The sequence below is a fragment of the Paracoccus versutus genome, from assembly GCF_029909795.1.
In the GTDB taxonomy this organism is placed as follows: Bacteria; Pseudomonadota; Alphaproteobacteria; order Rhodobacterales; family Rhodobacteraceae; genus Paracoccus; species Paracoccus versutus.
Window position 1 is genome coordinate 841,136 of the sequence record NZ_CP038197.1, and the last position, 24,477, is coordinate 865,612.

Annotated in this window: 22 protein-coding genes and 1 tRNA gene; 6 read left to right on the top strand and 17 right to left on the bottom strand. The window is 66.5% G+C overall.

All coding sequences use genetic code 11. From position 1 onward, the window contains the following. Positions 1-188: 188 nt before the first annotated feature. From gabD to istA, 5 genes are all read right to left on the bottom strand, one after another. Positions 189-1,637, bottom strand: a complete 1,449-nt coding sequence (gene gabD / locus E3U25_RS15300) for an NADP-dependent succinate-semialdehyde dehydrogenase (RefSeq protein WP_116222271.1) — start codon at positions 1,635-1,637, stop codon at positions 189-191. Between the two features lie 4 nt (positions 1,638-1,641). Continuing rightward, positions 1,642-3,183, bottom strand: coding sequence for a PucR family transcriptional regulator (locus E3U25_RS15305; RefSeq protein WP_116222270.1), 1,542 nt, complete (start codon positions 3,181-3,183; stop codon positions 1,642-1,644). A gap of 73 nt (positions 3,184-3,256) precedes the next feature. Continuing rightward, positions 3,257-3,595 carry a cupin domain-containing protein gene (locus tag E3U25_RS15310; RefSeq protein ID WP_116222459.1) on the bottom strand — a complete coding sequence of 113 codons (339 nt, stop codon included), beginning with the start codon at positions 3,593-3,595 and terminating at the stop codon, positions 3,257-3,259. A 148-nt stretch (positions 3,596-3,743) separates the two neighbouring features. Beyond that, the gene (istB, locus tag E3U25_RS15315; RefSeq protein ID WP_116220987.1) at positions 3,744-4,499 is read right to left on the bottom strand and encodes an IS21-like element ISPve1 family helper ATPase IstB; all 756 of its coding nucleotides are present in this window, start codon (positions 4,497-4,499) and stop codon (positions 3,744-3,746) included. After that, the gene (gene istA / locus E3U25_RS15320) at positions 4,496-5,992 is read right to left on the bottom strand and encodes an IS21-like element ISPve1 family transposase (protein ID WP_116220988.1); all 1,497 of its coding nucleotides are present in this window, start codon (positions 5,990-5,992) and stop codon (positions 4,496-4,498) included. Before istA ends, istB begins: the two co-directional genes overlap by 4 nt. 241 nt (positions 5,993-6,233) lie before the next feature. Between istA and E3U25_RS15325 the strand changes: the two genes are divergently transcribed. From E3U25_RS15325 to E3U25_RS15340, 4 genes are all read left to right on the top strand, one after another. Continuing rightward, complete coding sequence (locus tag E3U25_RS15325; RefSeq protein ID WP_147304519.1) at positions 6,234-7,097, top strand: hypothetical protein; 864 nt, start codon at positions 6,234-6,236, stop codon at positions 7,095-7,097. Positions 7,098-7,925: 828 nt separating this feature from the next. Beyond that, positions 7,926-9,473: a S8 family serine peptidase gene (locus E3U25_RS15330; RefSeq protein ID WP_243785749.1), complete on the top strand. Its 1,548-nt coding sequence runs from the start codon at positions 7,926-7,928 to the stop codon at positions 9,471-9,473. A 19-nt stretch (positions 9,474-9,492) separates the two neighbouring features. Continuing rightward, positions 9,493-9,747, top strand: a complete 255-nt coding sequence (locus E3U25_RS15335; RefSeq protein WP_140848633.1) for a hypothetical protein — start codon at positions 9,493-9,495, stop codon at positions 9,745-9,747. Next, positions 9,747-10,676 carry a DNA/RNA non-specific endonuclease gene (locus E3U25_RS15340; RefSeq protein WP_166435544.1) on the top strand — a complete coding sequence of 310 codons (930 nt, stop codon included), beginning with the start codon at positions 9,747-9,749 and terminating at the stop codon, positions 10,674-10,676. Before E3U25_RS15335 ends, E3U25_RS15340 begins: the two co-directional genes overlap by 1 nt. Here the strand turns inward: E3U25_RS15340 and E3U25_RS15345 are convergent. From E3U25_RS15345 to E3U25_RS25080, 10 genes are all read right to left on the bottom strand, one after another. Beyond that, entirely contained in the window at positions 10,661-12,313 is a 1,653-nt protein-coding gene (locus tag E3U25_RS15345) for an acyl-CoA dehydrogenase family protein (RefSeq protein WP_116222266.1), read from the bottom strand. The two genes, E3U25_RS15340 and E3U25_RS15345, sit on opposite strands and share 16 nt — an antisense overlap. 182 nt (positions 12,314-12,495) lie before the next feature. Then, positions 12,496-12,996, bottom strand: a complete 501-nt coding sequence (locus E3U25_RS15350; RefSeq protein ID WP_036759216.1) for an acetone carboxylase subunit gamma — start codon at positions 12,994-12,996, stop codon at positions 12,496-12,498. A gap of 69 nt (positions 12,997-13,065) precedes the next feature. Next, positions 13,066-15,381 (bottom strand): hydantoinase B/oxoprolinase family protein, encoded by a 2,316-nt coding sequence (locus E3U25_RS15355; protein WP_116222265.1) that lies wholly within the window; start codon positions 15,379-15,381, stop codon positions 13,066-13,068. A gap of 20 nt (positions 15,382-15,401) precedes the next feature. Beyond that, positions 15,402-17,549: a hydantoinase/oxoprolinase family protein gene (locus E3U25_RS15360; RefSeq protein ID WP_116222458.1), complete on the bottom strand. Its 2,148-nt coding sequence runs from the start codon at positions 17,547-17,549 to the stop codon at positions 15,402-15,404. Positions 17,550-17,678: 129 nt separating this feature from the next. Further along, positions 17,679-19,430, bottom strand: coding sequence for a sigma-54-dependent Fis family transcriptional regulator (locus tag E3U25_RS15365; protein ID WP_244295209.1), 1,752 nt, complete (start codon positions 19,428-19,430; stop codon positions 17,679-17,681). A gap of 292 nt (positions 19,431-19,722) precedes the next feature. Further along, positions 19,723-19,799 (bottom strand) — tRNA-Met (locus tag E3U25_RS15370). A 200-nt stretch (positions 19,800-19,999) separates the two neighbouring features. After that, a complete protein-coding gene (locus tag E3U25_RS15375) occupies positions 20,000-20,842 on the bottom strand; it encodes an ATP-binding protein (RefSeq protein WP_036759181.1) in 843 nt (280 codons plus the stop codon). Further along, entirely contained in the window at positions 20,835-21,695 is an 861-nt protein-coding gene (gene tatC / locus E3U25_RS15380; protein WP_116222263.1) for a twin-arginine translocase subunit TatC, read from the bottom strand. The genes E3U25_RS15375 and tatC overlap by 8 nt, the downstream gene beginning before the upstream one ends. Positions 21,696-21,728: 33 nt before the next feature. Beyond that, complete coding sequence (gene tatB / locus E3U25_RS15385; RefSeq protein ID WP_036759186.1) at positions 21,729-22,238, bottom strand: Sec-independent protein translocase protein TatB; 510 nt, start codon at positions 22,236-22,238, stop codon at positions 21,729-21,731. Between the two features lie 18 nt (positions 22,239-22,256). Further along, complete coding sequence (locus E3U25_RS25080) at positions 22,257-22,583, bottom strand: twin-arginine translocase TatA/TatE family subunit (protein ID WP_072461988.1); 327 nt, start codon at positions 22,581-22,583, stop codon at positions 22,257-22,259. A gap of 159 nt (positions 22,584-22,742) precedes the next feature. Here E3U25_RS25080 and E3U25_RS15395 point away from each other — a divergent pair, with 159 nt between their 5' ends. Continuing rightward, complete coding sequence (locus tag E3U25_RS15395) at positions 22,743-23,354, top strand: MarC family protein (protein WP_036759190.1); 612 nt, start codon at positions 22,743-22,745, stop codon at positions 23,352-23,354. Then, complete coding sequence (locus E3U25_RS15400; RefSeq protein ID WP_116222457.1) at positions 23,354-23,929, top strand: retropepsin-like aspartic protease family protein; 576 nt, start codon at positions 23,354-23,356, stop codon at positions 23,927-23,929. Before E3U25_RS15395 ends, E3U25_RS15400 begins: the two co-directional genes overlap by 1 nt. A gap of 16 nt (positions 23,930-23,945) precedes the next feature. On the opposite strand, the gene E3U25_RS15405 is transcribed toward E3U25_RS15400, so the two are convergent. Together E3U25_RS15405 and E3U25_RS15410 are read right to left on the bottom strand one after the other, a co-directional pair. Continuing rightward, positions 23,946-24,095, bottom strand: coding sequence for a hypothetical protein (locus E3U25_RS15405; RefSeq protein WP_157034092.1), 150 nt, complete (start codon positions 24,093-24,095; stop codon positions 23,946-23,948). A 155-nt stretch (positions 24,096-24,250) separates the two neighbouring features. After that, positions 24,251-24,451, bottom strand: a complete 201-nt coding sequence (locus tag E3U25_RS15410) for a hypothetical protein (RefSeq protein WP_036759192.1) — start codon at positions 24,449-24,451, stop codon at positions 24,251-24,253. Positions 24,452-24,477 lie beyond the last annotated feature (26 nt).

Sequence of the window (24,477 nt, forward strand, 5' to 3'; positions counted from 1 at the left end):
GGACCATGCAATCCGTTGCGGGCACCCCTACCTTGTGGAAGAAAATACGCTGCCGCCGACCTTTTGGACGCAGGCCAAGGTAATTCCATTTCTGGACGATGAGGGCCGAAAGCCTTGAACGGTCACGCCAGTATGGCTTGTGACAGGAATGGTCTCGTATTCTTACGCCGAAATCGGAGGATCACGGCTTATCCCAGTCCCCCAAGGTTGAGATACTTTATCTCCAGATAATCCTCGATCCCATATTTTGACCCTTCCCGCCCGAGGCCTGACGCCTTGACGCCTCCGAACGGCGCCACTTCGTTCGAGATGGCGCCGGAATTTATTCCGACCATGCCGTATTCCAAGGCTTCGGAAACGCGGAAGATGCGCGCCAGATCGCGCGTGTAGAAATAGGCCGCCAGCCCGAATTCCGTATCGTTGGCGCAGGTCACGACCTCGGCTTCGTCACGGAACCGGAACAACGGGGCGAGCGGGCCGAAAGTCTCCTCGCGTGCAACGACGGCATCGCGCGGCACGTTGGTCAGGATGGTCGGCTCAAAGAAGGTGCCGCCAAGCGCGTGCGGCTGTCCCCCGGTCAGAACCGAGGCACCGCGCGACACGGCATCGTCTATATGCGAGCGTATCTTGGCCAGTGCGGCGGCGTCGATCAGCGGGCCCATGGTGACACCCTCCTCCAAGCCGTTTCCGACGCGGAATGTCTTGACGGCCTCGGCCAGCCTTTCGGCGAAGGCATCGTAAATACCGTCCTGCACATAGATGCGATTGGCGCAGACGCAGGTTTGCCCGTTGTTCCGGTATTTCGAGATCATCGCCCCGGCCACTGCGGCATCCAGATCGGCATCGTCAAAGACGATGAACGGCGCGTTGCCGCCCAGTTCCAGCGACAGCTTTTTCACGTCATGCGCACATTGCGCCATCAGCATCCGGCCGACGCCGGTCGAGCCTGTGAAGGACAGCTTGCGCACGATCGGGTTGCTGGTCAATTCGCCCCCGATGGCGACCGCATCGCCTGTCACCACGTTGAAAACGCCCGCAGGGATTCCCGCCTGATGCGCCAGTTCCGCCAGCGCCAGCGCCGAGAACGGTGTCTGCGGCGCGGGTTTCAGGACCATCGTGCAGCCTGCGGCTAATGCCGGCGCCGCCTTGCGCGTCACCATGGCCGATGGGAAATTCCAGGGCGTGATCGCCGCCGTGACGCCGATGGGTTGCTTCAGCACCAGGATGCGCTTGTCGGCCTGTGGCGAAGGGATGATATCGCCATAAGTCCGCTTGGCCTCTTCAGCGAACCATTCGATGAAGGAGGCGGCATACTGGATTTCGCCCCGCGCCTCTGCCAGCGGCTTGCCCTGCTCGGCCACCATCAGCAGCGCCAGATCTTCCTGATGTGCCAGCACCAGTTCGAACCAGCGCCGCAGAAATGCCGCACGATCCTTTGCCGTCAGCGCACGCCACGCAGACAAGGCGCGCTCTGCCGCGGCAATCGCGGCGCGGGTTTCATCGGCGCCGAGCACGGGGACCCGGCCCACCACCTCATCTGTCGCCGGGTTGCGGATCAGGTCCGTCCGGCCATCGGGAGCGTCAACCCATTGGCCATCGACATAGGCTTTCTGGCGAAGAAGCAAGGGGTGAGTCATCGGTTCAATCCTTATCATGCTGCGATCGGGCGCCCGGCCCGTGGCCCTCACCATCGGAGGGGTCGGGCAGCCCGAGGATGTCGGCCGCCTGCAGCGCCAGCCACAGCGCGGCCACGTCCGCCGTGCTGCTGAGCGAGCGCCCGGTCAGTTCCTCGACCCGGCGGATGCGATAGGTCAGGCTGGTCTTGTGGATATGCAGAACGTTCGCTGCCGCCTGCCAAGAACGGTTATGTTCCAGAAACACACGCAATGTATGCAGCAAGCGGGCGTTCGATTGCTCATCATGGGCTGCGACCGGCCCCAGAATACGGCGAAAGGTATCCCGTGCCTCTTCGATGGACTGGGGCAGCCAGGGCAGGCGGTCGGCGATCTGCGCATGATGGACGACCAGTCGCTCGGGTGTGCCGTGGGCAGACGCCAGGCGCGCCTCGCGCAGAGCCTCGGTCATGCGGTCCGCGCTGTCGACAGAATCGCTGAGCCCCAGCGGCACGCCAAGGATGGCCTGCACGGCCCCCGCATCCTCGGACGAGAGCAGAACCAGAACCTCCTGCCCGCGTGGCAACAGCAGAAGGGGCGTTTCCAGCCGCTCGAACCGCCGCGCCCATTCCGTCAGCGGCAGCGGGTCGGCGCGTGCGACGCCCAGGATCGCCGCGTCCAGCGACAGGCCGCAGGCGTTCAGACGCCGGGTCAGCGTTCCGGCCTTGACCTTTTGGCCCACGATCTCCTTCAGCAATTCGGCGTTCTGGCGAAAGCTCCGCTCGTGTTCGACATGGCGATGTTCCAGCGCGATCCCCAAAACCGAAGCCAGATGGCTCATCAGGCTGTAGTCGAGCAAGTCGCCGTCCGAGCGCCTTGCCAGAAGGACGTGATCCTTCCGGGATGGAATCGAGATCGCCAGCACTTCTCCCTCGTCCAGGGGAAAGCGGCGGATGGCGGCCTGCGCCGTGCCGCGCTCAAGGGGTTTGTTCAGTATTTGGCGCAGGCCCGCAGGCAGTTCAGCACCCCGCGGCAGCCACAGCGCCGCCGCCTGACCGTCCCACAGCATCAGGTCCGCCTGAACATCCTGCGCCAGCCGGCCCAGAAGCGCAGCCAGATCATGGCCTTCTATCGCCATGCGGGCACTGACGTGCAGACGCGCAAATGCCGCCCGGCGGTCGTTTTCGCGCGACCGCCAGGCGTCGGCGACCGCTCGGGTCACGCTGGCGAAGGGGACGCCATATTCGGTCAGCAGCACCGGAAAGCCCAAACGGTCGGCGCTTGCCTGCAGCGCGGTCATATCCTTGGGACCCCGCATGTTTTCACCGATCATCATTCCCGCAAGGCCCGCATCGGACAGCCGCTGAACATAGGCGGCCTGACCGGCCCGGCCTTTCGGCACGCCCATGCCGGTCGTCATCAGCAGGTCGCCCTTGCCCAGCCATTCGGTCGGATCCGCCAATTCGCAGACATGCGCCCATTGCACCTGCCGTTCCTGGCCGGTCTCGCCACCGATAAAACGTGTGCGCAGTTCCGGCATGTTGACGATATCCACGATGCGAAGCGACATGATTGAGACCCGATTGCTGTGGCTGATCCTGAACGCAGTCTATCGCCATCTGCACGACAAGGCAGACCGGATATCAGCCGATAATCAGATAGGCCTTGCGGACGGTTTCGCGGATGTCCCATTCGCCTTGCGTGTCGGGCGCGAACCAGATCGAGTCTCCGGCGCGGAAATCGACCGGCTCGCCGCCATCGGGGATGAAACTGCCGCTGCCCGCGATGAAATAGCTGTATTCGGCCTGCGGCACCTGACGTCGGAACCGGCCGGGCGAACATTCCCATATCCCGGCATTGCCCGAAGGCGTCGCGGTATTGCCGGCTGTCCGCGTCACCGCGATCTGCGGGCCGGTCGGCGCGCCGACGGGAGTGGGAGTCGTGAAATCGGCATCCGTCGCGCGGATCAGGATCGGGTTCATGGTCATGCTCCTTCTGTCAACGGCGGAGTAAAACCCGGCCACGCGGCGGCGCAAAAGTCTGCCAGTTAGCGGCACAAGCACGGAACGTCGGGAGGGCGTAGCCCGACCAGAGTTCCGTGCTTGTGCCGTTGGTATTTTTTGAAAGGGGTCAGCCGGCCTTTCGGGCGCGGCTTTGGGCGAGACGATAGCTCTGGCCATTCATTTCGAGAATGCTGACGTGGTGGGTCAGCCTGTCGAGAAGCGCGCCGGTGAGGCGTTCGGAGCCGAATGTCTCGGTCCATTCGTCAAAAGGCAGATTGCTGGTGATCAGGGTCGATCCGCGCTCGTAGCGTTGCGAGATCAGTTCGAACAGCAGCTCGGCGCCGGTCTTCGACAGCGGCACGAAGCCGAGTTCATCGATGATGAGCAGCTTGTATCCTGCCATCTGCTTCTGGAAGCGCAGCAGGCGGCGCTCGTCGCGGGCCTCCATCATCTCGCTGACCAGGGCCGCGGCGGTGGTGAAGCCGACGGACAGGCCCTTCTGGCAGGCGGCCAGACCAAGGCCGAGCGAGATGTGCGTCTTGCCCGTGCCACTGGGGCCGAGAGCAATAATGTTCTCGCGCCGCTCGATCCATTCGCACCGGGCCAGTTCCAGCACCTGCATCTTGTTGAGCTTCGGGATGGCCGTGAAGTCGAAGCTGTCCAGGCTTTTGACGGCCGGGAACCTGGCGGCCTTGATGCGCCGCTCGACCATCCGCCGTTCCCGGTCGATCAGTTCCAGTTCGACGAGCCGGGCGAGATATCGGACATGGTCCACGCCTTCCGCCGCACATTGCCGGGCCAGTTTCTGGTGTTCTCGCAGGAAGGTCGGCAGTTTCAGCGCCTTGAGGTGATGGGCAAGCAGGATTTCCGGGGCGTCGCTCATGCCACGCCCTCCGCATTGACAGACAGCAGCCGCATGTAGGAGCGGGCCTCGGTCTTCTCGACCGTTGCCCTGGGCAGGTAGGGATAGCAGTCCAGATCCAGCCGGGGTGGCCGGCGCTCCACCCGGCACAACAAGAGATGCTTCACCGCATCGAAGCCGATCGCCCCCATCTGCAGCGCCTGCCTCACGGCCGCATGCAGATCGGCCAGATCGAAGGTTTCCAGAAGCCGCAGGACCTGGACATATTCGCGTCGGCCGTGCCGGTTCATCCGTGCCTCCATCAGCCGGCGCAGGGTGGCGAACTCCTCTGGCAGGTCCCAGTCCTGCAATGGTGCCGCCTGATCCAACGCATTGATCTTCTGCTCGATCAGCGGAAGGTAATGGAGCGGGTCGAAGACGATCTCGTCGCGATCCCAGCACCGGGGATGGCGGGCGATCACTTCGCCCCGGCAGCCGATCACCACCTCATGGATATAGCCCCGGATCCAGACATCCTGATGGCCGTAGGCGACGGGCACCGAGTAATCGTTGGTCTTGTAGCGCACCAGCGATTGCGACGACACGCGGCCGGTCGCCTGATCGCAGGCATCAAAGGGCGCCGCCGGGAGCGGGCGCATCGCGGCGAGATCGCGCTGCAGTCGCTCGCCGATCGTTTCGCTCTCGCCGCGAAGGACATCGTGCTGACGCCGCTTGCAGCGCTCCTCCAGCCAGAGGTTGAATTCTTCCCAACTGGCGAACTCAGGCATCGGCACCATGAAGTTGCGGCGGCAATAGCCCACCAGGCCTTCGACATTGCCTTTGTCGTTCCCCTTGCCAGGGCGGCCATAGCGATCCCGGATCAGGTAATGCGACAGAAACCCGCTGAACAGCGCCGCCCGCTTGCGGGTGCCATCCGGCAGGATCTTCGCCACCAGGCAGCGGTCATTGTCGTAGACGATCGACTGCGGAACCGCCCCAAAAAAGGCAAAGGCATGGACATGACCGTCCACCCAGGCCTCGGCAACCGCCGCCGGATAGGCACGGACGTAGCAGGCGTCGCTATGCGGCAAGTCCAGCACGAAGAAATGCGCCTTCTGTTCGACACCTCCGATCCGAACCATTGCCTCGCCGAAGTCGGCCTGCGCGTGTCCTGGGGGATGCGCCAGCGGCACGAACACCTCCTGGCCCCGCCGCTCACGTTCCCGGATATAATCCTTGATGATCGTGTAGCCGCCGGTGAAACCGCATTCTTCGCGCAGACGGTCAAACACACGCTTCGCCGTATGCCGCTGCTTGCGCGGCATGGTCCGGTCCGCCTCCAGCCAACCCTCGATGATCGGGATGAACGGATCGAGCTTCGGGCGCCTGACCTCGGCCGTCCGCCGGTAGCCCGGAGGAACCGAGAACGTCATCATCTTTGCGACCGTGTCGCGCGATATGTTGAATGTCGTCGCCGCCTGACGCTGGCTCATACCAGCAGCACAGGCCTGACGAACCTTGAGATAGAGTTCCACGCTGTAGATCCTCCCATCCTCCCTGCAGCCGCAGAAAGGGAAAAGGTGGACGACTTTTACGCCGCCCGCAGCAGCACCATGCCGCCGCTAACGTGGACTAATTTCGCACCGCCATTCTCAGGAGGGCCAATCGGGTCCCGCATGGGCCGACGGTCAGGGTATCGAACAGGTCACCCGCGCAACCGAAATGCTCGGCGGAGTGCTGGAGTTCGGGACGCAGGCCAAGCCGGCGGAACTATCGATGGCCGACTGGAATCGTGCCAGCAACAATGCTTGGTCATATGTCCGGCAGGGCGAGGACGGTGTCCGATCCGGGCTGGGCATGCTGCAACAGAGGGCAGTTGAGCGGGGCATGGTCGGTCATCGCAACCGGTTCGCCACCTTCGGCATGCTCTACCGATGGCTTTCCTCGCCAAAACTTACCAAAGACCCCGGTCCTATCCGCGAATTGCTGCGCCAGCACATCATCGACACCACGGATATCCTGCCTCAGGAAAAACTGCTCGGTGAGATCGTGACCATGCCGAAATGGGGAAGTATCAGCTCCATCGCGAAATCCGGCGGCGTGCATCCGCTCACCCTCCGGGACGTGCTCATCGCCAGGCGGGTCATCCCGGCCAAGGCGAAAGACCAGCCCTGTTCGGCCACGCTCGTGGATTTTCAGATCGGGCATGAGGTGGCGTTGGAGATGCGCAGGGCCGTCGCCGTCACCGCACTGCCCGGCCTCCTGAACGCCTCGCGCCCAATGGTGACCTGTCTCATCAACACCGGCCTTCTGGCCGCGCTGCATGGCGGCAACGGTCAGAAACAGGGCAAGGTCAGCCGTTCGATTGACGGCCTACGTGTGGAAGCGCTGATCAACAAAATCAACCAAATCTTCCCAAAGGTGGAATCCGCGCCAGCGGGCCACGTGAAGCTGGCAAAGGCCGCCGAGATGAGCCGGCTGCCGATGGAGGTCATCCTGATCGGGGTGTTCGGGCACCATCTGGAACGCGTGCTCCGCCTGCAGCGCGAACCGGGTCTCGGTGGTTTGCTCGTCGATCCGCAAGAGGTGAAAGCGCTGCCCGCCAGGATTCCGGACAAGGACATGCCCTTCGTGCTGTGAACCTGTCCCGGCAGGTTCCGCTTTCGGCTCGGGCATCGTCCATGAGTGGGTGATTCCGTCCCATCCTCCTCCGAGCATCTTTCGACCGCTTCCAATCCTCGGACTTCATGCATGCCGCCTTCGGGCGGCATTTTTCTTGCCTGATTCTCGAAGTTTCGAGGGTCACTTTATGCTTGCAAAAGGGTCAATGACTTGATGATTCAGAGGAGGGGATAGAAATTATTAAGTCTTTTCATGTTATTGAAAGCCACGTTGATTGAAATGGCTCATTTTATGCTTGGCGGCACAAGGGACTCGGATCTGTTCCAGCCAAGGGTGGAGCACATCCGCCGGGACCGCCTCGGCTACGCTTGGCGCGGAATCGGGGCGGCCGCTGAAATCCGGCAATCGACAGCGCGGATCATCCACCGCTCTTTGCGAAAATACTGCCGCGTCATTCGCCATCACGGCGGTTGGCGCGGCCCTGTCTCCCGATGCGCGTCCTTAAAGCGCTGACAATCGCGACCCAAACCCATCCGACAGATACGAGCCAGGCCGTGACATAGCCCTTGAGGGCAAAGCCGGTGCTGCTGCTTCCTTGCGGTCCAATGCCCGCGGCTCGCACTTGCCACAGGCATTGCACATCGTGGAAAGGGCCTGCCTTTTCATTCCCGCCCTGCGCTGGATCGCCTGAACGGCCCCCGGCTTCTCCCAAGGCCCGAAACGACGGCCCGCCGCGGCCAGGAAAGGCGATAGGCGTGCCGGCACATGCCCGCCGGGCCGCAAACCGCATCTGGCGAAATCGCGTCAAAGGTGTAGCCTTGTGACTGCAGCTAGGAGCCGATGCGCATGTCCCGAAAGACCGCCCGCTATGTGATCGTCCCCGACGACAACGTCTTCAACGACAGCATGGAGACCACCAGCTTCCGGCTGTTCCGCGCCATGCATCGGCGGCTGTTCCGCGCGGCCGGGGCAAGGCCCGCCGACAGCATGGCGCAGGGCGCCTGCGAGGGCTCGGCACCGGCGACAAGGCCGCGGCTGCGGATGCTGGAGACCGAGGTCGGCCGCATCCGGCTGCTCGATTCCATCGGCGAGAACGAGGCCTCGCTGGTCAGCATGACGCCCGAGCAGGCGCGCGAATTGCAGCGCGCCTATCCCGGCCTGCGGGTGCGGCGCGAATTGCGGCTTTACCCGCTGCGCTACGGCCGGCTCAACATCATCCGCAAGGAGGCCAAGCCCGCCGCCTTCCGCTCGGCCAAGGAGCTTGAGCTGCGCTGCGTCGATGCGGCCAGCGGCAAGCCGGTCGCCGGGGCCTCGGTGGTGGTGGTGCTGGACGGCCGGCGCGGCTTCGGCATCTCGGATGCGGTGACGGACAAGGACGGGCGGTTCCGCACGCCGCTGCCCGCGGGCCAGGCCCGGATCGACGCGGTGATCTGCCAGCCGCTGGCCGGATACTGGCCCGGCGGGGCCGAGGACATCCCCGTCAAGGAAGAGGGCGTGACCGGGCTGGAGCTGCCGCTGGTCCCCATCGCCGCGGATTTCGCGGACGGGCTGGACCGGATGCTGGCGCCGGCGAAGAAAACCGACGGGCGGGACGTCCGCGTCGCCATCGTGGACACCGGCGTCGATCCTGCCAAGGGGCTGAACCTGGAACGCGGGCTGAACACCACCGGGACCGAGCCCGCCGACGAATGGTTCGACAACGGCACCGGCCATGGCACCCATGTCGCCGGCATCGTGGCACGGGTCGCGCCGGGGGTGGTGCTGCATTCCTATCGCGTCTTCGAAAAGGGCGAGGGCGGGGCCAGCGAATTCGCCATCGCCCGCGCCATCCGCCAGGCGGTCGAGGACGGCTGCGACATCGTCAACCTGAGCCTGGGCCAGTCCTCCGAGCCGATCGCGATCTCGCGCGAGGTGCGCCGCGCGCGCGCCCTGGGCGTGGTCTGCGTCGCGGCGGCGGGCAACGACTACATGTCGCCCGTGTCGTATCCGGCGCGCTCGGGCGTGGTGGCGGCGGTATCCGCCGGCGGCGTGCTGGACGCCTGGCCCGAGGGCGCGATCACCGGACGAAATGTCGCAGGCGACCCTGCCCCGGTCCAGGACCGCTTTTTCGCCCGATTCAGCAATATCGGGCCGGAAGTGGACTTTATCGGACCGGGCGTGGGTATTATATCTTGGGTCGACAAGACCTCGAAAGGGGTGATGGACGGCACCTCGATGGCCTGTCCCGCCGTGGCCGGGCTGATGGCGCGATTGCTGTCCCGCACCCCCGAGATCCTTTCGGCAGAGCGCAACCAGCAGCGCTCTGACGACATTATCAAGCTGGCGAACAGCCATGCTGTTCCGATCGGTTTCGGCCCCCGCTACGAAGGCGCCGGCCTGATCGACCAGAAATGACGGCACAGAGGTGATGACCATGAAGGCCGAACGCAAGAAGACCCCGAGCTGCGTGCTCGTCTATTCCGATGACCGCGACCCCAGCCGCGAGGAAACCGCCGAGGTGCTGGACCAGTTGAAGCCGTTTCCCGCCGAAGAGGTCGTGCCGGGGACCATCCGGGTCAAGGGCAGCGTGAAGGACGTGCGCAAATGCCTGGGCAATCTTGCGCATTGGCAATTGGCGCAGGAAAAGATCTTCCGGCTCAATCCCCCGCACAAGGCGCAGCTGCGCTGATGCGGCGCGGCTTCGGCCCGCCCGCCGGGCCGGACCCGCTGCGGGTGGTCGAAACGCCGCTGCCGCTGGAAAGCTATGGCGACCGGCAGGGCTATGACCCGCGCTTCATCCTGCCCGACCAGCCCCTGCCCCTGCCCGGCCCAGGCCGCTGGGCGGGTGATCTGGTGGGCCTGCTTCCCGAGGCGCGCGATCCCGGCGGGGACGGGACCGAGATCCGCTATACCCATTTCTCGGTCCGCATGGCGCGGTCGCGCGGCCTGCCGCTTTGCAGCGCCTGCAACATCGACGGCAGCCGGTCCCGGCGCGGTCTGCCGCGCAGCGACGTCTGGCGGCGCGACCCGCGCATCGACCCGCAGGCGCAGAACCTGCGCGAAGGCTATGGCAACGACCACCAGGGCCTGTTCAGCCGCGGCCACCTGACCCGGCGCGAAGACCCGAACTGGGGCCTGCCCGAGATCGCGCGGCAGGCCGAGGCGGACACATTCCACATCACCAATGCCGCCCCGCAGCGGCAGGGCTTCAACGGCGGCATCTGGCTGGCGCTGGAGGATTACGTGCTGGACAATGCCGACCGCGCCAACCTGAAGGTGACGGTCATCACCGGCCCCATCCTCTCGGCCGAGGATCCGGTCTATTACAACCGCCAGATCCCCACCGCCTTCTGGAAGATCCTGGCCTTCGTCCATGCCGGGACCGGGGAACTCACCGCCATCGGCTATCGCCGCTCGCAGATGGATTACCTGCCCCGGCCGGCGGGCGGGCGCTTCGTCTTTGGCGATTTCCGCGACAGCCAGGTGCCGATCCGCGCCATCGCGCAGGAAAGCGGTCTGGACCTTGCCGCCTATGCCGAACTGGACGTGATGGCCGGCGGCTCGCCCGAGATGGAGATCCGGGTGGCCAGCGCCGCCGATTTCTACCTGTCGCGCTGATCGGCCGTTTCCGCCTCGACCGGGAAGCCCTGGGCCAGGATGCGCTCGGCCATGGCGGCGGGGATGGCGCCGGGGGTGCGGCCGCGCTCGGCGCCAAGGCGCGTGCGCACGAAAGCCCCGGCCAGGTCGGCATCGCCCTGGACCAGCAGCACGGCAGCGGCCAGCAGCAGGGCGCTGCGCTCGGTGAACCAGCGCGCCTCGGCCTCGGGCACGCCGCCGCCCCAGCGCTCGCGATGCGCGGCCAGCGCCGCGTCATAGGCCGGGTCCAGCCCCAGGGCGCTATCCAGCCGCGCCGCCAGCGTCTCGGCCGCCAGGGGTTCGCGCGCCAGCGTGCGCAGCACGTCGAGGCAGATCACATTGCCCGATCCTTCCCAGATGCCGTTCAGCGGCGCCTCGCGGTACAGCAGCGGCAGGGGCGTGTCCTCGACATAGCCCATGCCGCCCAGCACCTCCATCGCCTCGGCCACGACCATGGGACACAGCTTGTTCGACAGGTATTTCGCCAGCGCCACGCCGATGCGGGCAAAGGCGCGATCCTCGGCCTCGCAGCCGTCGAAGCTGGCGGCGACATGCAGGCCAAGCGCCAGGCAGCCCTGCCAGTCCAGCACCAGGTCGGCCAGCACCGCCCGCATCAGGGGTTGGTCGATCAGCCGGCGCTGGAAGGTGCTGCGATGGGCGGTCCAGTGATGCGCCTCGCGCAGCGCCGCCCGCATCAGCCCGGCCGGCGCCAGGGCGGTGTCGAGCCGGGTGTGATGCACCATCGCAAGGATGGTGCGGATGCCCTCGCCCTCGTCGCCGATCCGCCAGGCCAGGGCGCGGCAATATTCGATCTCGGCCGAGCCGTTCGAGCGGTTGCCGAGCTTGTCCTTGAGCCGCTGGATGCGGATGGCGTTGCGCCCGCCCTCCAGCCAGCGCGGCACCAGAAAGCAAGTCAGCCCGCGCCCGGTCTGCGCCAGCGTCAGGAACCCGTCCGACATCGGCGCCGAGCAGAACCATTTATGCCCGGTCAGCCGCCAGGCATCGCCGTCCGGCTCGGCCCGCGTGGTGTTGGCGCGCAGGTCGGAACCGCCCTGCTTTTCCGTCATCGCCATGCCCAGCGTCGCGCCCTGCTTGGCGGAAAGCGGCAGCACCGCCGGGTCGTAGCGCCGCGAAAGCAGCGCCGCCCGCCAGTCGCCGGGCAGGTCAGCGGCGCCCGAGACGACCGGGATGGCGGCATAGGTCATGGTCAGCGGGCAGCAATGCCCCGGCTCGACCTGGCTGGCCAGATAGACCATGGCGGCATGGGTCAGGTGGCCGGCCGGCCCGCCCTCCCACGCGACCGAGTGATAGCCGGCGGCGATGGAGTCGCGCATGAAGCCGTGCCAGGCGGGGTGAAAGCGCAGCTCGTCCAGCCGCCGGCCGCCGCTGTCGAACAGGACAAGCTCGGGCGGATGGCGGTTGGCATCGCGCGCCGCCCCCGCCGCCTCGGCCCGGCCGAGTTGCGCGCCATAGCGGGCCAGCCCCTCGGGCTGCGCGCCGCCGGCCTCCAGCATGGCGCGCAGGGCGGGATCGTCGCGCCACAGGTCGCGGTCGCCGGGGCCCGGCGGCTGGTTCAGCACCTCATGCGTGCCCAGCTCGGCTGTCGGATCGATGCGCATGGCCAGGCCCCTCCTGCTGCCTCGTGCCGGGCGATCCTAACCCGGAAGGCCGCCTCGTCGCGAGTCCCGATCGGGAAACGGACGGGCGGGCGGGCGAGTGATCGGCATGGAAAACCGCGGCGAAAACCGCGGCCGCCCGCATCGGGGCAGCCGCGGCGTCGGGCATGGCTCGGGACCGGCGGTCAGGCGCGTTCGGGGACGGGCAGGTCCAGCCAGTCGCGATAGAAGGTGTCGATGTCCGGTTCGAAATCATGGATCACCGGATACCAGGGCGTCGGCGCCTCGACATCCAGCAGATCGCCCGAGAGCGGGCAGAAATACTCCCGGATCACCTGCCATTCCGGCGAAGGCGCCATCAGCCGCGGATACAGCTCTTCCATCTGCGCCGGGGTGCTGCGCACGCGGATGCGGGCATGCAGCTTCCAGTTCTGGTCCCATTCGCAGAAATCGTAACCGGCCTGGCTGCGGATCATCCATTTCTTGTCCGACTGGCGCTGGACGATGTAGAGCTTGGGCCCCAGCGGCAGGATGATCGGGTCGTCCCAGTCCACCTGTTCCTGCAGGATCTCCAGGTAGATCTGGAAACGCTCCTTGTCCTTGGGCGTGGCCAGCATGGTGTGCAGCGTGTCGCGATCGATCTTGCCGTCCACCAGGTCTTTGATCTTGGCTTTGGTATAGGCCATCATGTCCTCCCTTGGATTGGCCTTGAAGGGGTTGGCTGCGCCCGAGGGGGACCGGACGCAGCCGGGGCGTCATTCCTCGACGAATTGCACGGTCCTGACGTCCGGCAGTTCCGAGATGTCCATCGAGTATTCGCGCCCGTAGGAAGGGATCGGCAGGTCCGCCTCCATCAGCTTCCAGTCCACCGGCAGGTTCCAGAAGTCCCGGAACTGCTGCTCGAACCGCGGCCCCAGCTTGAAGGATGCGGCAAACATCTGCTGGACATGCACGCCCGCGTCCTTGGCCAGGATGCGCTGGCGCTCGGCCTCCATCCATTCCTGGGTGGGCACCGATTCCTCCAGCCGCTGCTTGCGGATTGCCTTGCGCCGCGCCTCGGTCGCGGCCAGGTCCACGCCCTTCATGCCGTCGCCCGCGTCCCGCAGCACCACGCCATAGACGCTGTCGGCAAAGCGGGGCAGCAGGTAGCCGCCGTTCACGTCGTCGGCCACCTTCTGCGGCTCGCGGTCCAGCGGATCGCCGAAGCCGGGCCCGCCGCGCATGTAGTTCAGATAGAGGTCGTAGTCCTTGAACATGGCCTCGGTGGTGATCGCCTGCTTGTCGCGCTTGATGCGCGCATCGGGCAGCATCGCCTCCCAGGTCGGGTTCTCGGGGTCGGTGTCGCCGCCATGCGGGATGGCGCCGCCCTGGGCGATGATCTCCTGAAGCCGGGTGTCATGCGCCTCGAAGCGATAGCCAGAGGCGGCGGGATAGCCGCCCATCAGCCCCCAGTCCGAGCTGATATGGCCGTTGCCCATGAAGAACATGGTCCAGTCCTTGGCGTTCCAGACCATGCGCAGCGATTCAAAGCCGCAGCCGCCGCGATACTTGCCCGCGCCGCCGGAGCTGGCCTTGATCTGCCGGCCCAGATAGACCAGCGGCTCGGCCAGTTCCCAGATCTCCATGTCGCCCATGTCGCCTTCCGGGTTCCAGACCGCGGCGGCATGGCTGATGCCGTCCATATGCGCGCTGGCGCCGACGCCGTTCGCCGCACATTCGAACGAGTTCACGGCATGGATCTCGTCATACTGGTTGAAGCCGCCGCCCTGCAGCCAGTTCGAGGTATTGGCGTTGCCGGCATTGACCTCTTCCAGGTAGCCGCGGCCGAAATAGGCCCGGCTGAGACCCCGCCACAGCGCCGTCCAGGAACTGACCAGGAAGTGCCAGCTATAGCTGAACGCGACGCGGCGATCGTCCGGGTTCATCCAGGTGCCTTTCGGCAGCCGGAACTCGGTCCCGTAGGCGGCGCCGTCGTTGATCATCTCGGTCGGGATCAGCGATTGCGTCATCATCACCCAGATGCCGCTGGTGAAGCTGACCTGATGGGCGTTGTAGGTGTGCCAGCCCCAGCGGGACGAGCCCTCGAAGTCCAGCCGCCAGGTGCCGTCCGGGCGGATGGTGATCTCGGAGGGCGTATGCATGATCGTGTCGACCTTGGCGAAATCGGACGGCACCCGCACGTCGTCATGCGCATAGGGCACGTCCACGAAGCCCACTTGCCGGTACTTGCCGGGAATGGTCATCGCCTTGATGCGGGCCTGCAGGCCGACGCGGCCATGCTCGACCGATTCATAGGCGAATTTCCAATAGGCCTCGATGCCCTCGTCCGCGATCACCTCCTCGACCAGCTTGCGGATCATGTGGCAGCCGGCGACGCGGGTGCGTTCGTCCAGCATCCAGTAACGGGTGGTGCGCACCATGCGCTGGCTTTCGTGCAGCCAGTCGCGCTTCAGCTCGTCATTCTCGCCGATCTTACGGCAGGTGATGGAATAGCCGTCGCCGAAACGCTGCACCTGGCCCGTGGACATCGAGCCCGGCCCGACCGAACCGGTGTCGATCACATGGGTCACGCCGCCGACCCAGCCGATCAGCTCGCCCTCGTGAAAGATCGGCACGATGGTGTGGATGTCGCAGGGATGGACATTGCCGATCAGGCTGTCGTTGTTGCAGAAGATGTCCTTGTCCTTGATGCCGGGGTTATGCTCCCAGCCGTTCTCGATCATGTATTTGATCGCCGCGCCCATGGTGCCGACATGGATGATGATGCCGGTCGAGGTCAGGATCGAATCGCCCGCCGCGTTGTAGAGGGTGAAGCACAGCTCGCCCTCCTGCTCGACGATGGGCGAGGCGGCGATCTTCTTGGCGGTCTCGCGCGCGTCGACCACCCCGGCGCGAAGCCGCGAGAACAGCTTGTTGTATTTGATCGGGTCGCTGTCGCGCAGCTCCATCCGCTCCAGACCGGCATAGTGCCGTGTCCGCTTGGTGGCCTCCATCAGCCGGTCGCGGTGCTGCTTCAGCGTCTCGCCGCCGCGGACGATGCCGCGCGTCTCGACTTTGGATTGCATGTTCATGATGTTTCCTCCCCGGGAAATCAGACTTCTTTCAGGTGGAACAGGCGGTGGCCGTCCAGGAACGTCTCGAAACCGCCCGGCACCACGAAGGTCGTCGCGTCGGATTCGATCACGGCGGGGCCGCTGATGCGGTTGCCGGGCTTCAAGGCTTCCATCCGGTAAAGCTGGGCATCGACCCATTTCTTGTGCCGGTAGAACTTGCGCGTGCCGAGCTTGGCCTCCTCGGGCGGGGTCGGGCCGGCCTCGGCTTCCTTCGGGATCTTCGGCTTCGGGATCGGCACCGTGCCGCGCATGATCGCGCCGGTCACCGAATAGCCCAGCTCGGGCGAGCGGGCCGAGGCGGCATAGACCCGGCCATAGGTGTCGTTGAAGGCCTCGACCAGGCGGTCCCAATCCCCGGCGGAATGGGCCTGCATGATCGGGCTTTCGATTTCCAGGTCGTTCAGCTGGCCGCGATACTGCATCCGGAAACCCGGCTGCAGTTGCACGCGGTCGGCGGCATAGCCGTTGATCTCGAATTCCTCGAGCACGCGCTCCTTCAGCTCTTCCCAGGCGGCTTGCAGGGTTTCGGCCTGCGCGACCTTCAGGTCGGCCGAGGCATCCTCGGCGATATTGATGTCCAGCGACTTGTCATAGCGATATTCGAAATCCGCCGCCGCACAGCCGAAGGCGGAAAAGCCCGCCGCCCAGGCCGGCACGATCACGTCCTCGAAGCCCAGCCCCTCGGTATAGCCATAGGTATGGACCGGGCCGGCGCCGCCATAGCTGAAGCAGACGAAGTTGCCCGGCGTCGAGCCCTTGCCCGAGATCATCGAGCGCAGATAGTCGCGCAGGTCGCTGTCCAGCAGTTCGATGACGCCCGCCGCCGCATCCTCGACCGACAGGCCCAGCGGATCGGCGATCTGCTCCTTCATCGCGTTCCAGGCGCGTTCGCGGTCCAGCTTGACCTGCCCGCCCAGGAAATTGTCGGGGTTCAGATAGCCCAGGATGACATGGCAATCCGAGATGGTGACCGTCTCGATCCCCGACTCGGCCCAGCAGACGCCGACCCGATAGCCGGCGCTGTCCGGACCCAGCTTGATCGCCTTGGTATAGGGGTCAAGCCGGATGAACGAACCGGCGCCCGCGCCGACCGAATCCATCGCCACCAGCGGCAGCGACAGCACCAGCCGCGCCATGTCGGGGTCGTTGCGGATCGTCAGCTCGTTCTGGGTGATCAGCGCCACGTCGAACGAGGTGCCGCCGATATCCGAACAGGCGATGTTGGAATAGCCCAGCACCTCGCCCAGGTATTTGGCGCCGATCACCCCGCCGATCGGACCCGAGACGATGGTGCGCGCCAGTTCCTTGGCCTTCCACGAGATGGTTCCGCCATGCGTCGCCATCACCCGGAAATCGAATTTCGAGCCGTTCTCCTTGAAGGCCGAGGTGATCTTGCTCAGCGTCTGGCGCGAGGGCTCGGCGGCATAGGCTTCCAGGATCGTGGTATTGGTGCGGTGGGTTTCCTTGCGCACCGGGTAATAGTCGGTCGAGGCAAAGACCGGGATCGACTTGCCCGAGGCCGCCACCTCTTCCTGCACGATGTCGCGAACCCGGCGTTCATGGCCGGGGTTGCGATAGCTGTGCAGAAGCGAGATCACGATGCCCTCGACATCCTGCGCGATCAGGTCGCGCGCCGCCTGCCGCGCGGTATCCTCGCGCAGCGGGATGACCACGGTCCCGGACATGTCCACGCGCTCCATCACGCCGCGGGTCAGGTGGCGCGGCACCAGCGGCTCGTCGTAGTAATGCGTGTTCAGGTGGATGCGGTCCTCGTAGGCAAAGCCCAGATAGGCCTGGATCGCGCGGCCCATGCGGTGGAAGTCCTCCATCCCCGCATTGACGATCAGCCCGCAGCGCAGCCCCTTGCGCTGCACCACGCGGTTCAGCATGGCGGTGCCGGAATAGACGCCGGTCTGGATGCCGGACAGCGCCTCCTCCAGCGTCAGGCCCCAATGCTCAAGCCCTTCCTTGGAACTGGCGATCAGGCCGAGCGCCTCGTTCTGCGGCGTCGATTGCGCCTTGCCGACGACGAATTCGCCCTCGCTGTCGACAAAGAACGTGTCGGTCATGGTGCCGCCGGCATCGATGCCCAGCACCTGCACCTTGCGATTGTTGGATTTGTCCAATGGCACGGTTTTCTCCTCCCATTGCGCCACCTCCCCGTGGCGTGATGACAGGATGGAACCGGGGGGCCGGCCCGTGTTGTCCGGTTTTCGGACGATGTGTCGGACAGCGGGCGGACAGCTGCCGGCGCGTCAGTCGCGGCGCGGGCGCGGGATGCCGTATTGGTCCAGCTTCAGATACAGCGTCGAGCGCGCGATCCCCAGCCGCCGGGCGACCTCGGTCATGTTGCCGCCCGCCTCGGCCACGGCGGCGGCGATCTCGGCCCGTTCGCGGTCGCGCAGGGTGCTTTCGGCCCGCGGCCCGGCGGGCCGGGTCAGGTGCCGCGGCAGGTCGGCCACGTCGACCAGCCCGCTCAGCGAGGTCGCGCCCAGCGATTCCATGAGGTTGCGCAACTCGCGCAGGTTGCCCGGCCAGTCATGCGCCTGAAGATGCAGCATCGCCGCCGGGGTAAAGCGCAGGGCCCGGCCATGGCGCTGCTGCGGATAAGCCGCGGCAAAGCGGCGGATCAGGGCGGGCAGGTCGTCGCGCCGCTCGGCCAGGGCGGGCAGGCGCAGGGTGGCGGCGGCCAGCCGGAAATACAGGTCGCTGCGCAGCTCGCCCTGCGCCATCCGCTCGGCCAGGCCGGCCGAGGACAGCGACAGGATCTGCAAGGGCGCGGTTGCCGCGCGGCGCAGATGGGCCAGGACTTGCGCCAGCAGCGCCTGCACCGGCGGCGGCGCCTGGGCCGGCTCGTCCAGGCACAGCGTCCCGCCGCTTTCCGCCAGCCGCGTCAACGCGCCCGCATCGACCAGGTCGTCGCGCAGCGCATCGGGGTCCAGCAGGCTGCAATCGACGAATTCGAAGCGCTGGCTCGCCTGCGGCCCCGCCCCGTGCAGCGCGCGGGCAAGGGTTTCCTTTCCCGCCCCCACCGGCCCCTCGATCAGCAAGGGCACGTTGCCCTCGACATATTTCGCGGCGGCGGCGCAGATCGGGCCCAGGCAGGCGCCGCTCTGGCCGATCTGCGCCAGGTCCACCGCCGGATCGGCCGGGCCGCGGCTGCGCAAACCGGGCCGCGGCAGGGTAAGCATGACGCCCAGCATGTCGCCGCGATCCGCCAGCACGTCCACGTCGGCATGGGGCAGAACCTGCCGCAACCGGGCGGCCAGATGGCCCGGATCGCCGTCGCGCGCGTCGGCCGGCAGGTGCAGCGCCCTGCCCTCGCCGTCCCAGGCCCGGCCCGCCGCGGCATCGAAACCGGCGCTGGACCAGACCGGCTGGCCGAAGCGGTCCAGCACCATGATCGCATCGCCGCTGCGGTCGCGGCGCTCGGCCAGCAGCCGCTCGACCAGGCGGCGATGCTCCTGCAGGCCGGCGTTGCGCATCGCCTCTTCGATCTGCATGGCCAGCGTGACCGAAAAGGCCGCGACCTGGCCGAAGGACTGTTCGGAAGGCCCCGAGATGTCGATGGCGCCCAGCAACTCGCCGCTGAACGGATCCTTGATCGGCGCGGCGGCGCAGGACCAGCGCTGGATCGCCTCGCAGAAATGCTCGACGCCCGAGATGGTGACGGGCTTGACCAGGTGCAGCGCCGTGCCGATCGCATTGGTGCCGATGGTGTCCTCGTTCCAATGGCCGCCGGGGTGAAGGTGGTTTTCCTGCCCGCGCGACAGGATGCGGGCATCGCCCTCGGCCTCCATCACCACGCCGCTGCGGTCGCAAAGCAGCAGCATCATCCCCGCGTCGTTCAGCATGTAGCCGGCGCGGCGGATCGCCGTCTGCGCGGCCGAGCGCAGGCGCTGGTTCCGGCTGCGGATCGCGCGCAACTCGTCCTGCGCGACGCTGGGCGCGCGCTTGAGCGTCTCGATCTCCTTGCGTCCCCTGGACCTGACCCAGGATCTGAGCACGACCTCCCGTATGCTGGGGGGTACGCTCCCCAGCGCTCGGAATCGCTCCCAGTCCTCCTTCTGGATGCTTTCCGGCATGTTCTTGCGCCCTGCGTTAAAGGCTGACGGATAGTAAGGTGCGCGGCCCTGCCGGTGTCAAGAAAAAGCCGGACGGACGACCTGCGGCTTTTACGCCGGTCGCGGCAGCAGCGGGCTCCCCAAAGGGCTTCCCGCCGTTCCGGCGCCCCCATCCCTCGCCCGCGCAAAAGGGCAACGGACCCCAAGGGGTAATTCATCTGCAAAGGGGGAGAAATGGTAGCGGAGGAGGGATTTGAACCCCCGACACAAGGATTATGATTCCTCTGCTCTAACCAGCTGAGCTACTCCGCCACGGAGTGCGTGCGATTTACGGCGGGCGGCGGGGGGCGTCAAGGGGCCGAAAGCAGGTTTCTGAAAGTTTTTGACCCGCCCCCGGCCCCTGCGCCATGATCGCCCGCGGCCGATCTTCTTCGTTGCCCAAATACCCAAAAACCACGCGCCACGGCGCGCGCGGCAAGCGCCACCGCCGCCTGCGCGGAAACACCGTCGAATCAGATCGCGATGCCGTTGCGCCCCGCGAGATCGGTAAAGAACTGCCAGGCCACCCGACCCGAGCGAGAGCCGCGCGTCGCCTGCCACTCGATCGCCTCGGCGCGCAACTGCTCCTCGGGGATCTGCAAGCCGTAGGCGTCGCAATAGCCGCGCACCATGGCCAGGTATTCGTCCTGCGAGCAGGGATGAAAGCCCAGCCACAGCCCGAAGCGATCCGACAGCGAGACCTTTTCCTCGACCGCCTCGCCGGGATGGATGGCGGTCGAACGCTCGTTGTCGATCATGTCGCGCGGCATCAGGTGGCGCCGGTTCGAGGTGGCGTAAAGGATCACGTTCGCCGGCCGCCCCGAGATGCCGCCGTCCAGCACCGCCTTGAGCGACTTGTATTGCGTGTCGTCATGGCTGAAGGACAGGTCGTCGGAAAACAGCACGAAGCGGCGCTCGCTCGCCCGGCCCAGGATCGCCAGCAGCCGCCCGACCGAGCCCAGATCCTCGCGCGCGATCTCGACCAGCACCAGCGGCAGGCCCTGGCGCACCGCCTCGGCATGCACGGCCTTGACCAGCGAGCTCTTGCCCATGCCGCGCGAACCCCAAAGCAGCGCATTGTTCGCCGCATGGCCGCGGGCGAATTGCAGCGTGTTCGCCAGCAGCGTGTCGCGCGCCCGGTCGATGCCGATCAGCTGCACCAGATCGACGCGGTTGACCTCGGCCACCGGCTCCAGCCGGTCGGGGTCGGGCTGCCAGACATAGGCGGTGGCCTCGGTGAAACTCGGCTCGGGCGCGGGCGGCGGCGACATGCGTTCCAGCGCCGCGGCGATGCGCAGCAGGGCTTCGTCAGACATCGGCTTCCTGTTCTTCCAGCTCGCGTTTCTTCTCCATCCGCCGCACCAGGAAGATCGACACCTCGTAAAGCCCGTAGATCACCGAGAACAGCACGATCTGGCTGATGACATCGGGCGGCGTGACCATGGCGGCAAGGATCAGGATCACCACGATGGCATAGCGGCGCACGCTGGCCAGCCCTTCCGAGGACACCAGCCCCGCCTTGCCCATCAGCGTCAGCGCCACCGGCAACTGGAAGGACAGGCCGAAGGCCAGGATGAACTTGGTGGTCAGCGCCAGGTATTCCTCGACCGAGCCCTGGAAGACGATGCCGGCCCAGGGCTGCTCGGCACCCGCCGCACCCCCCGCCCCAGCCGCGGCGGCGACCGCCGGATCGGCGGGCTGCGCCGCCGGACCTTGCTGGAAGCCCAGGAAGAAGTCGAAGGCCCAGGGCAGGATGATGTAATAGGCGAAGGCCGCGCCGATCAGGAACATCACCGGCGAGGCGACCAGGAAGGGCAGCAGCGCGTTCTTTTCGCTGCGGTAAAGCCCCGGCGCAACGAAACGCCACAGCTGGTAGCCGACCACCGGAAAGGCCAGCACGAAACCGCCGAAGAAGGCGATGCGCATGGCGACGAAGAAGCCCTCCTGCAGTTTCAGCAGGATCAGACCGCAGGCCTGGTCGCGCTTTTCCAGCGCGTGGCAGATCGGCTGGGTCAGGAAGTCGAAGATCGGGTTCCAGACGAAATAGCACAGCACCATCGCCACGACGAAGGCGAGAACCGACCAGATCAGCCGCGTGCGCAGCTCGGCCAGATGCTCGATCAGGGGGGCGGATGTGTCGTCGATATCGTCCGGCTTGGCAGATTTCATCGCCACGGGAGCGGCCTCTTCATGTCAGTCTTGTCAAGCGCGGTCGGACCGGCGCACGGCGTGCAGGCGGCGGCGCCCTTCGGCCGTGTCCAGCGCATCCTCGGCGGCTACCGGCGGGGCGGCGACGCCCGGCGCGGGCGGCAGGTCGGCGGGCGGGGCGGCAGGCGCGTCGCTGCCGTTCGCCGCGGGCTGCGGCGGCAGCGGGGCCGAGGGATCGGGGACGGGCGCCTTGCGGCCGGCCTCGTCCTTGGGGTTCAGCGGATCCCATTTCTCGAACCGCTCGGTCGCGCGTTCCAGCGCGTCAAGCCCCAGCGCGCGTTTCGAGCTCAGCGCGTTCACGTCCTTGAGCGTCTTGGCCGCGTCGTCAAGGCCCGAGCTCTTGGCCGCATCCTCCATCGCGCTGCTGAACTCGCGCGCCATCGAGCGCGCGCGCGCGGTGATCCGGCCCAGCGTGTGAAACAGCTTGGGCAGATCCTTGGGTCCGATGACGATCAGCGCCACCACGCCGATCAGAAGCAACTCGCTCCAGCCGATATCCAACATGACCGTCGGGCCGGGGGATCAGAGCTTGGTCGTGTCGGTCGGCGTCACGTCGCGCAGCGCGCTGTCGGCGCCGGTGCGGGCGCGCTCGGCGTCAAGCTTGGCGCGTTCGGCGGCCAGGTCGGCGCGGGCGCGCTCGATGTCGTCGGCGGTCTTCAGCTGCTCCAGTTCCTTGGGCTCGCTGTGGGCGGCGGCGTCGATATCCTCGGCGCCTTCCTTGACGCCTTTCTTGAAGGCAGTGATCCCCTTGCCGACCTCGCCCATCAGGGACGAGACCTTGCCGCGCCCGAAAAGAACCAGAACGACGATTGCGATCAGCAATAGCGCCATGGGTGAAGGTGCGTGCATCTGTTTTCCTCCGTGGCAGGCCCCTGGGCCTTGCGGTGCATCCATCTGTCCCGATATAGGTCGGGATCGCCCTCTTCGAAAGCCCCAAACGCGTGATCGCGCCGTTTGCCCCGCCGCCGCGCTTCGCCCCTGCCCAGGTTCCACGCCATACCGCCCGCCATGGAAAGCACCCAGATCATCAGCGCCTTTGTCACGCTGTTCGTCGTGATCGACCCGGTGGGGCTTGCGCCGCTGTTCATCGCCCTGACCCGCGACATGACGCCGCAGCGGCGGCGGCGGATCGGCTGGCGGGCCCTGGCCATCGCTGCGGCGCTGATGACGCTTTTCGGCCTTGCGGGCGAGGCGATCCTGACCGGCATCGGCATCTCGCTGTCCGCCTTCCGCATCGCCGGCGGGCTGCTCTTGTTCCTGACCGCGCTGGACATGCTGTTCGAACGCCGCACCGAGCGGCGCGAGGGCCAGGCCAGGGACGATGACGACGATCCTTCGGTCTTTCCGCTCGCGACGCCGCTGCTGGCCGGTCCGGGGGCGCTGGCCTCGATGATCCTGCTGGTCGGGCAGAACCCCGGCCCCGCCCATACGCTGATGATCCACCTGGTCATGCTGGCGGTCCTGGGCATCGCCGCCGCGCTTTTCGCCGTGGCCGGGCCCATCGCGCATGTGCTGGGCCGCACCGGGACCATGGTGGTCACGCGGCTTTTCGGCATGCTGCTGGCGGCGCTGTCGATCCAGTTCGTGATCGACGGGCTCAAGGGTTCGGGGCTGGTATGATGGGCGAGGAATTCGGCCGGATCGCCTATCTGGTGCTGCTGCTGGTCGCCGTCGGCGGCTTCCTGCTGGTCGAGCTGCGCGTCCGGCCGGGGCAGACGCTGCGGCAGGCGGCGGCCTGGGGGCTGATCTTCCTGGGCGCGGTGGCGCTGGCCGGGCTTTGGGACGACATCCGCGGCACCATCTCGCCGCAGGCACGGATGCTGGAAGGCGGCCGGATCGAGGTGCCGGTCGGCAATGACGGCCATTACCACCTGACCGCGCAGGTAAACGGCACCCCGGTGCGCTTCGTCATCGACACCGGCGCCACCAGCATCGCGCTGGGGCCCAGGGACGCCGCCCGCGTCGGCATCGTCCCCGAGGCGCTGGCCTATGCCGGCCAGGCCCGCACCGCGAACGGCATCGTCCAGACCGCAACCGTGCTGCTCGATTCGGTCGCCATCGGCGAGATCCGCGACACCCGCGTTCCTGCGGTGGTGCTGCGCGCCGAACTCGAGCAATCGCTGATGGGCATGTCCTACCTGTCGCGCTTTGCCCGTGTCAGCATCGAGGGGAACCGGCTGGTCCTGGAACGCTGACCGGCCGCCTGACGATTCAGGAGGCGGAGGCCGCCTTGCCCTCGCGCCCGGCAGCGGCCGAGGCTTCGATCTGCTTGTTCAGGAACATGATCGCCAGCCGGCGGCGGTCCTGCTGTCTTTGCGTGATCTTGCGGCGATTGACGCGCCTGTTCGATGTTCTTGCCATGTTTGTCTTGCCTTTTTTTCTTGAGATTATTGGGCCGCCCCCACCCGACCCTCGCCCGGTTGCGCCGGGAAAGGCCCGATGGGACCAGCCGCGATAAGGGGATAATATGGGGGCGGTCAGGAGGAACTACGCAAGACCCGTGACGCGCGAGGCGTCTATTTCTTGCGCTTCTTGCCCGCTGTCCCGCCGTCGGCGGCTTCCCTGGCCAGCCGCGCCGCGCGCAGGCTTGCGGTCAGCTCCTGGCGACGCTGGGTCTGCTCGCTGATGATCTGCCTGGCCTCGGAGGTGGTCCGATCCATCGCCGTCAGCGGCGTCGGCTCGCGGAAAAGTCCCTTCAGTCGGTCCTTGGGTGCCATGCGAGCCTCCGATAAGGTTGGTCCGA

Bases quoted from the DNA above. Each gene is read 5' to 3' on its own strand.
- E3U25_RS15395 (WP_036759190.1), top strand. From the start codon at position 22,743: ATGGAAAGCACCCAGATCATCAGCGCCTTTGTCACGCTGTTCGTCGTG.
- E3U25_RS15335 (WP_140848633.1), top strand. From the start codon at position 9,493: ATGAAGGCCGAACGCAAGAAGACCCCGAGCTGCGTGCTCGTCTATTCC.
- E3U25_RS15405 (WP_157034092.1), bottom strand. From the start codon at position 24,095: ATGGCAAGAACATCGAACAGGCGCGTCAATCGCCGCAAGATCACGCAA.
- E3U25_RS15400 (WP_116222457.1), top strand. From the start codon at position 23,354: ATGGGCGAGGAATTCGGCCGGATCGCCTATCTGGTGCTGCTGCTGGTC.
- E3U25_RS15310 (WP_116222459.1), bottom strand. From the start codon at position 3,595: ATGAACCCGATCCTGATCCGCGCGACGGATGCCGATTTCACGACTCCC.
- E3U25_RS15305 (WP_116222270.1), bottom strand. From the start codon at position 3,183: ATGTCGCTTCGCATCGTGGATATCGTCAACATGCCGGAACTGCGCACA.
- E3U25_RS15350 (WP_036759216.1), bottom strand. From the start codon at position 12,996: ATGGCCTATACCAAAGCCAAGATCAAAGACCTGGTGGACGGCAAGATC.
- E3U25_RS15410 (WP_036759192.1), bottom strand. From the start codon at position 24,451: ATGGCACCCAAGGACCGACTGAAGGGACTTTTCCGCGAGCCGACGCCG.
- E3U25_RS15330 (WP_243785749.1), top strand. From the start codon at position 7,926: ATGTCCCGAAAGACCGCCCGCTATGTGATCGTCCCCGACGACAACGTC.
- tatB (WP_036759186.1), bottom strand. From the start codon at position 22,238: ATGTTGGATATCGGCTGGAGCGAGTTGCTTCTGATCGGCGTGGTGGCG.
- istB (WP_116220987.1), bottom strand. From the start codon at position 4,499: ATGAGCGACGCCCCGGAAATCCTGCTTGCCCATCACCTCAAGGCGCTG.
- E3U25_RS15355 (WP_116222265.1), bottom strand. From the start codon at position 15,381: ATGAACATGCAATCCAAAGTCGAGACGCGCGGCATCGTCCGCGGCGGC.
- E3U25_RS15345 (WP_116222266.1), bottom strand. From the start codon at position 12,313: ATGCGCATCGATCCGACAGCCGAGCTGGGCACGCATGAGGTGCTGAAC.
- E3U25_RS15325 (WP_147304519.1), top strand. From the start codon at position 6,234: ATGGCCGACTGGAATCGTGCCAGCAACAATGCTTGGTCATATGTCCGG.
- E3U25_RS15340 (WP_166435544.1), top strand. From the start codon at position 9,747: ATGCGGCGCGGCTTCGGCCCGCCCGCCGGGCCGGACCCGCTGCGGGTG.
- tatC (WP_116222263.1), bottom strand. From the start codon at position 21,695: ATGAAATCTGCCAAGCCGGACGATATCGACGACACATCCGCCCCCCTG.
- E3U25_RS15375 (WP_036759181.1), bottom strand. From the start codon at position 20,842: ATGTCTGACGAAGCCCTGCTGCGCATCGCCGCGGCGCTGGAACGCATG.
- E3U25_RS25080 (WP_072461988.1), bottom strand. From the start codon at position 22,583: ATGCACGCACCTTCACCCATGGCGCTATTGCTGATCGCAATCGTCGTT.
- gabD (WP_116222271.1), bottom strand. From the start codon at position 1,637: ATGACTCACCCCTTGCTTCTTCGCCAGAAAGCCTATGTCGATGGCCAA.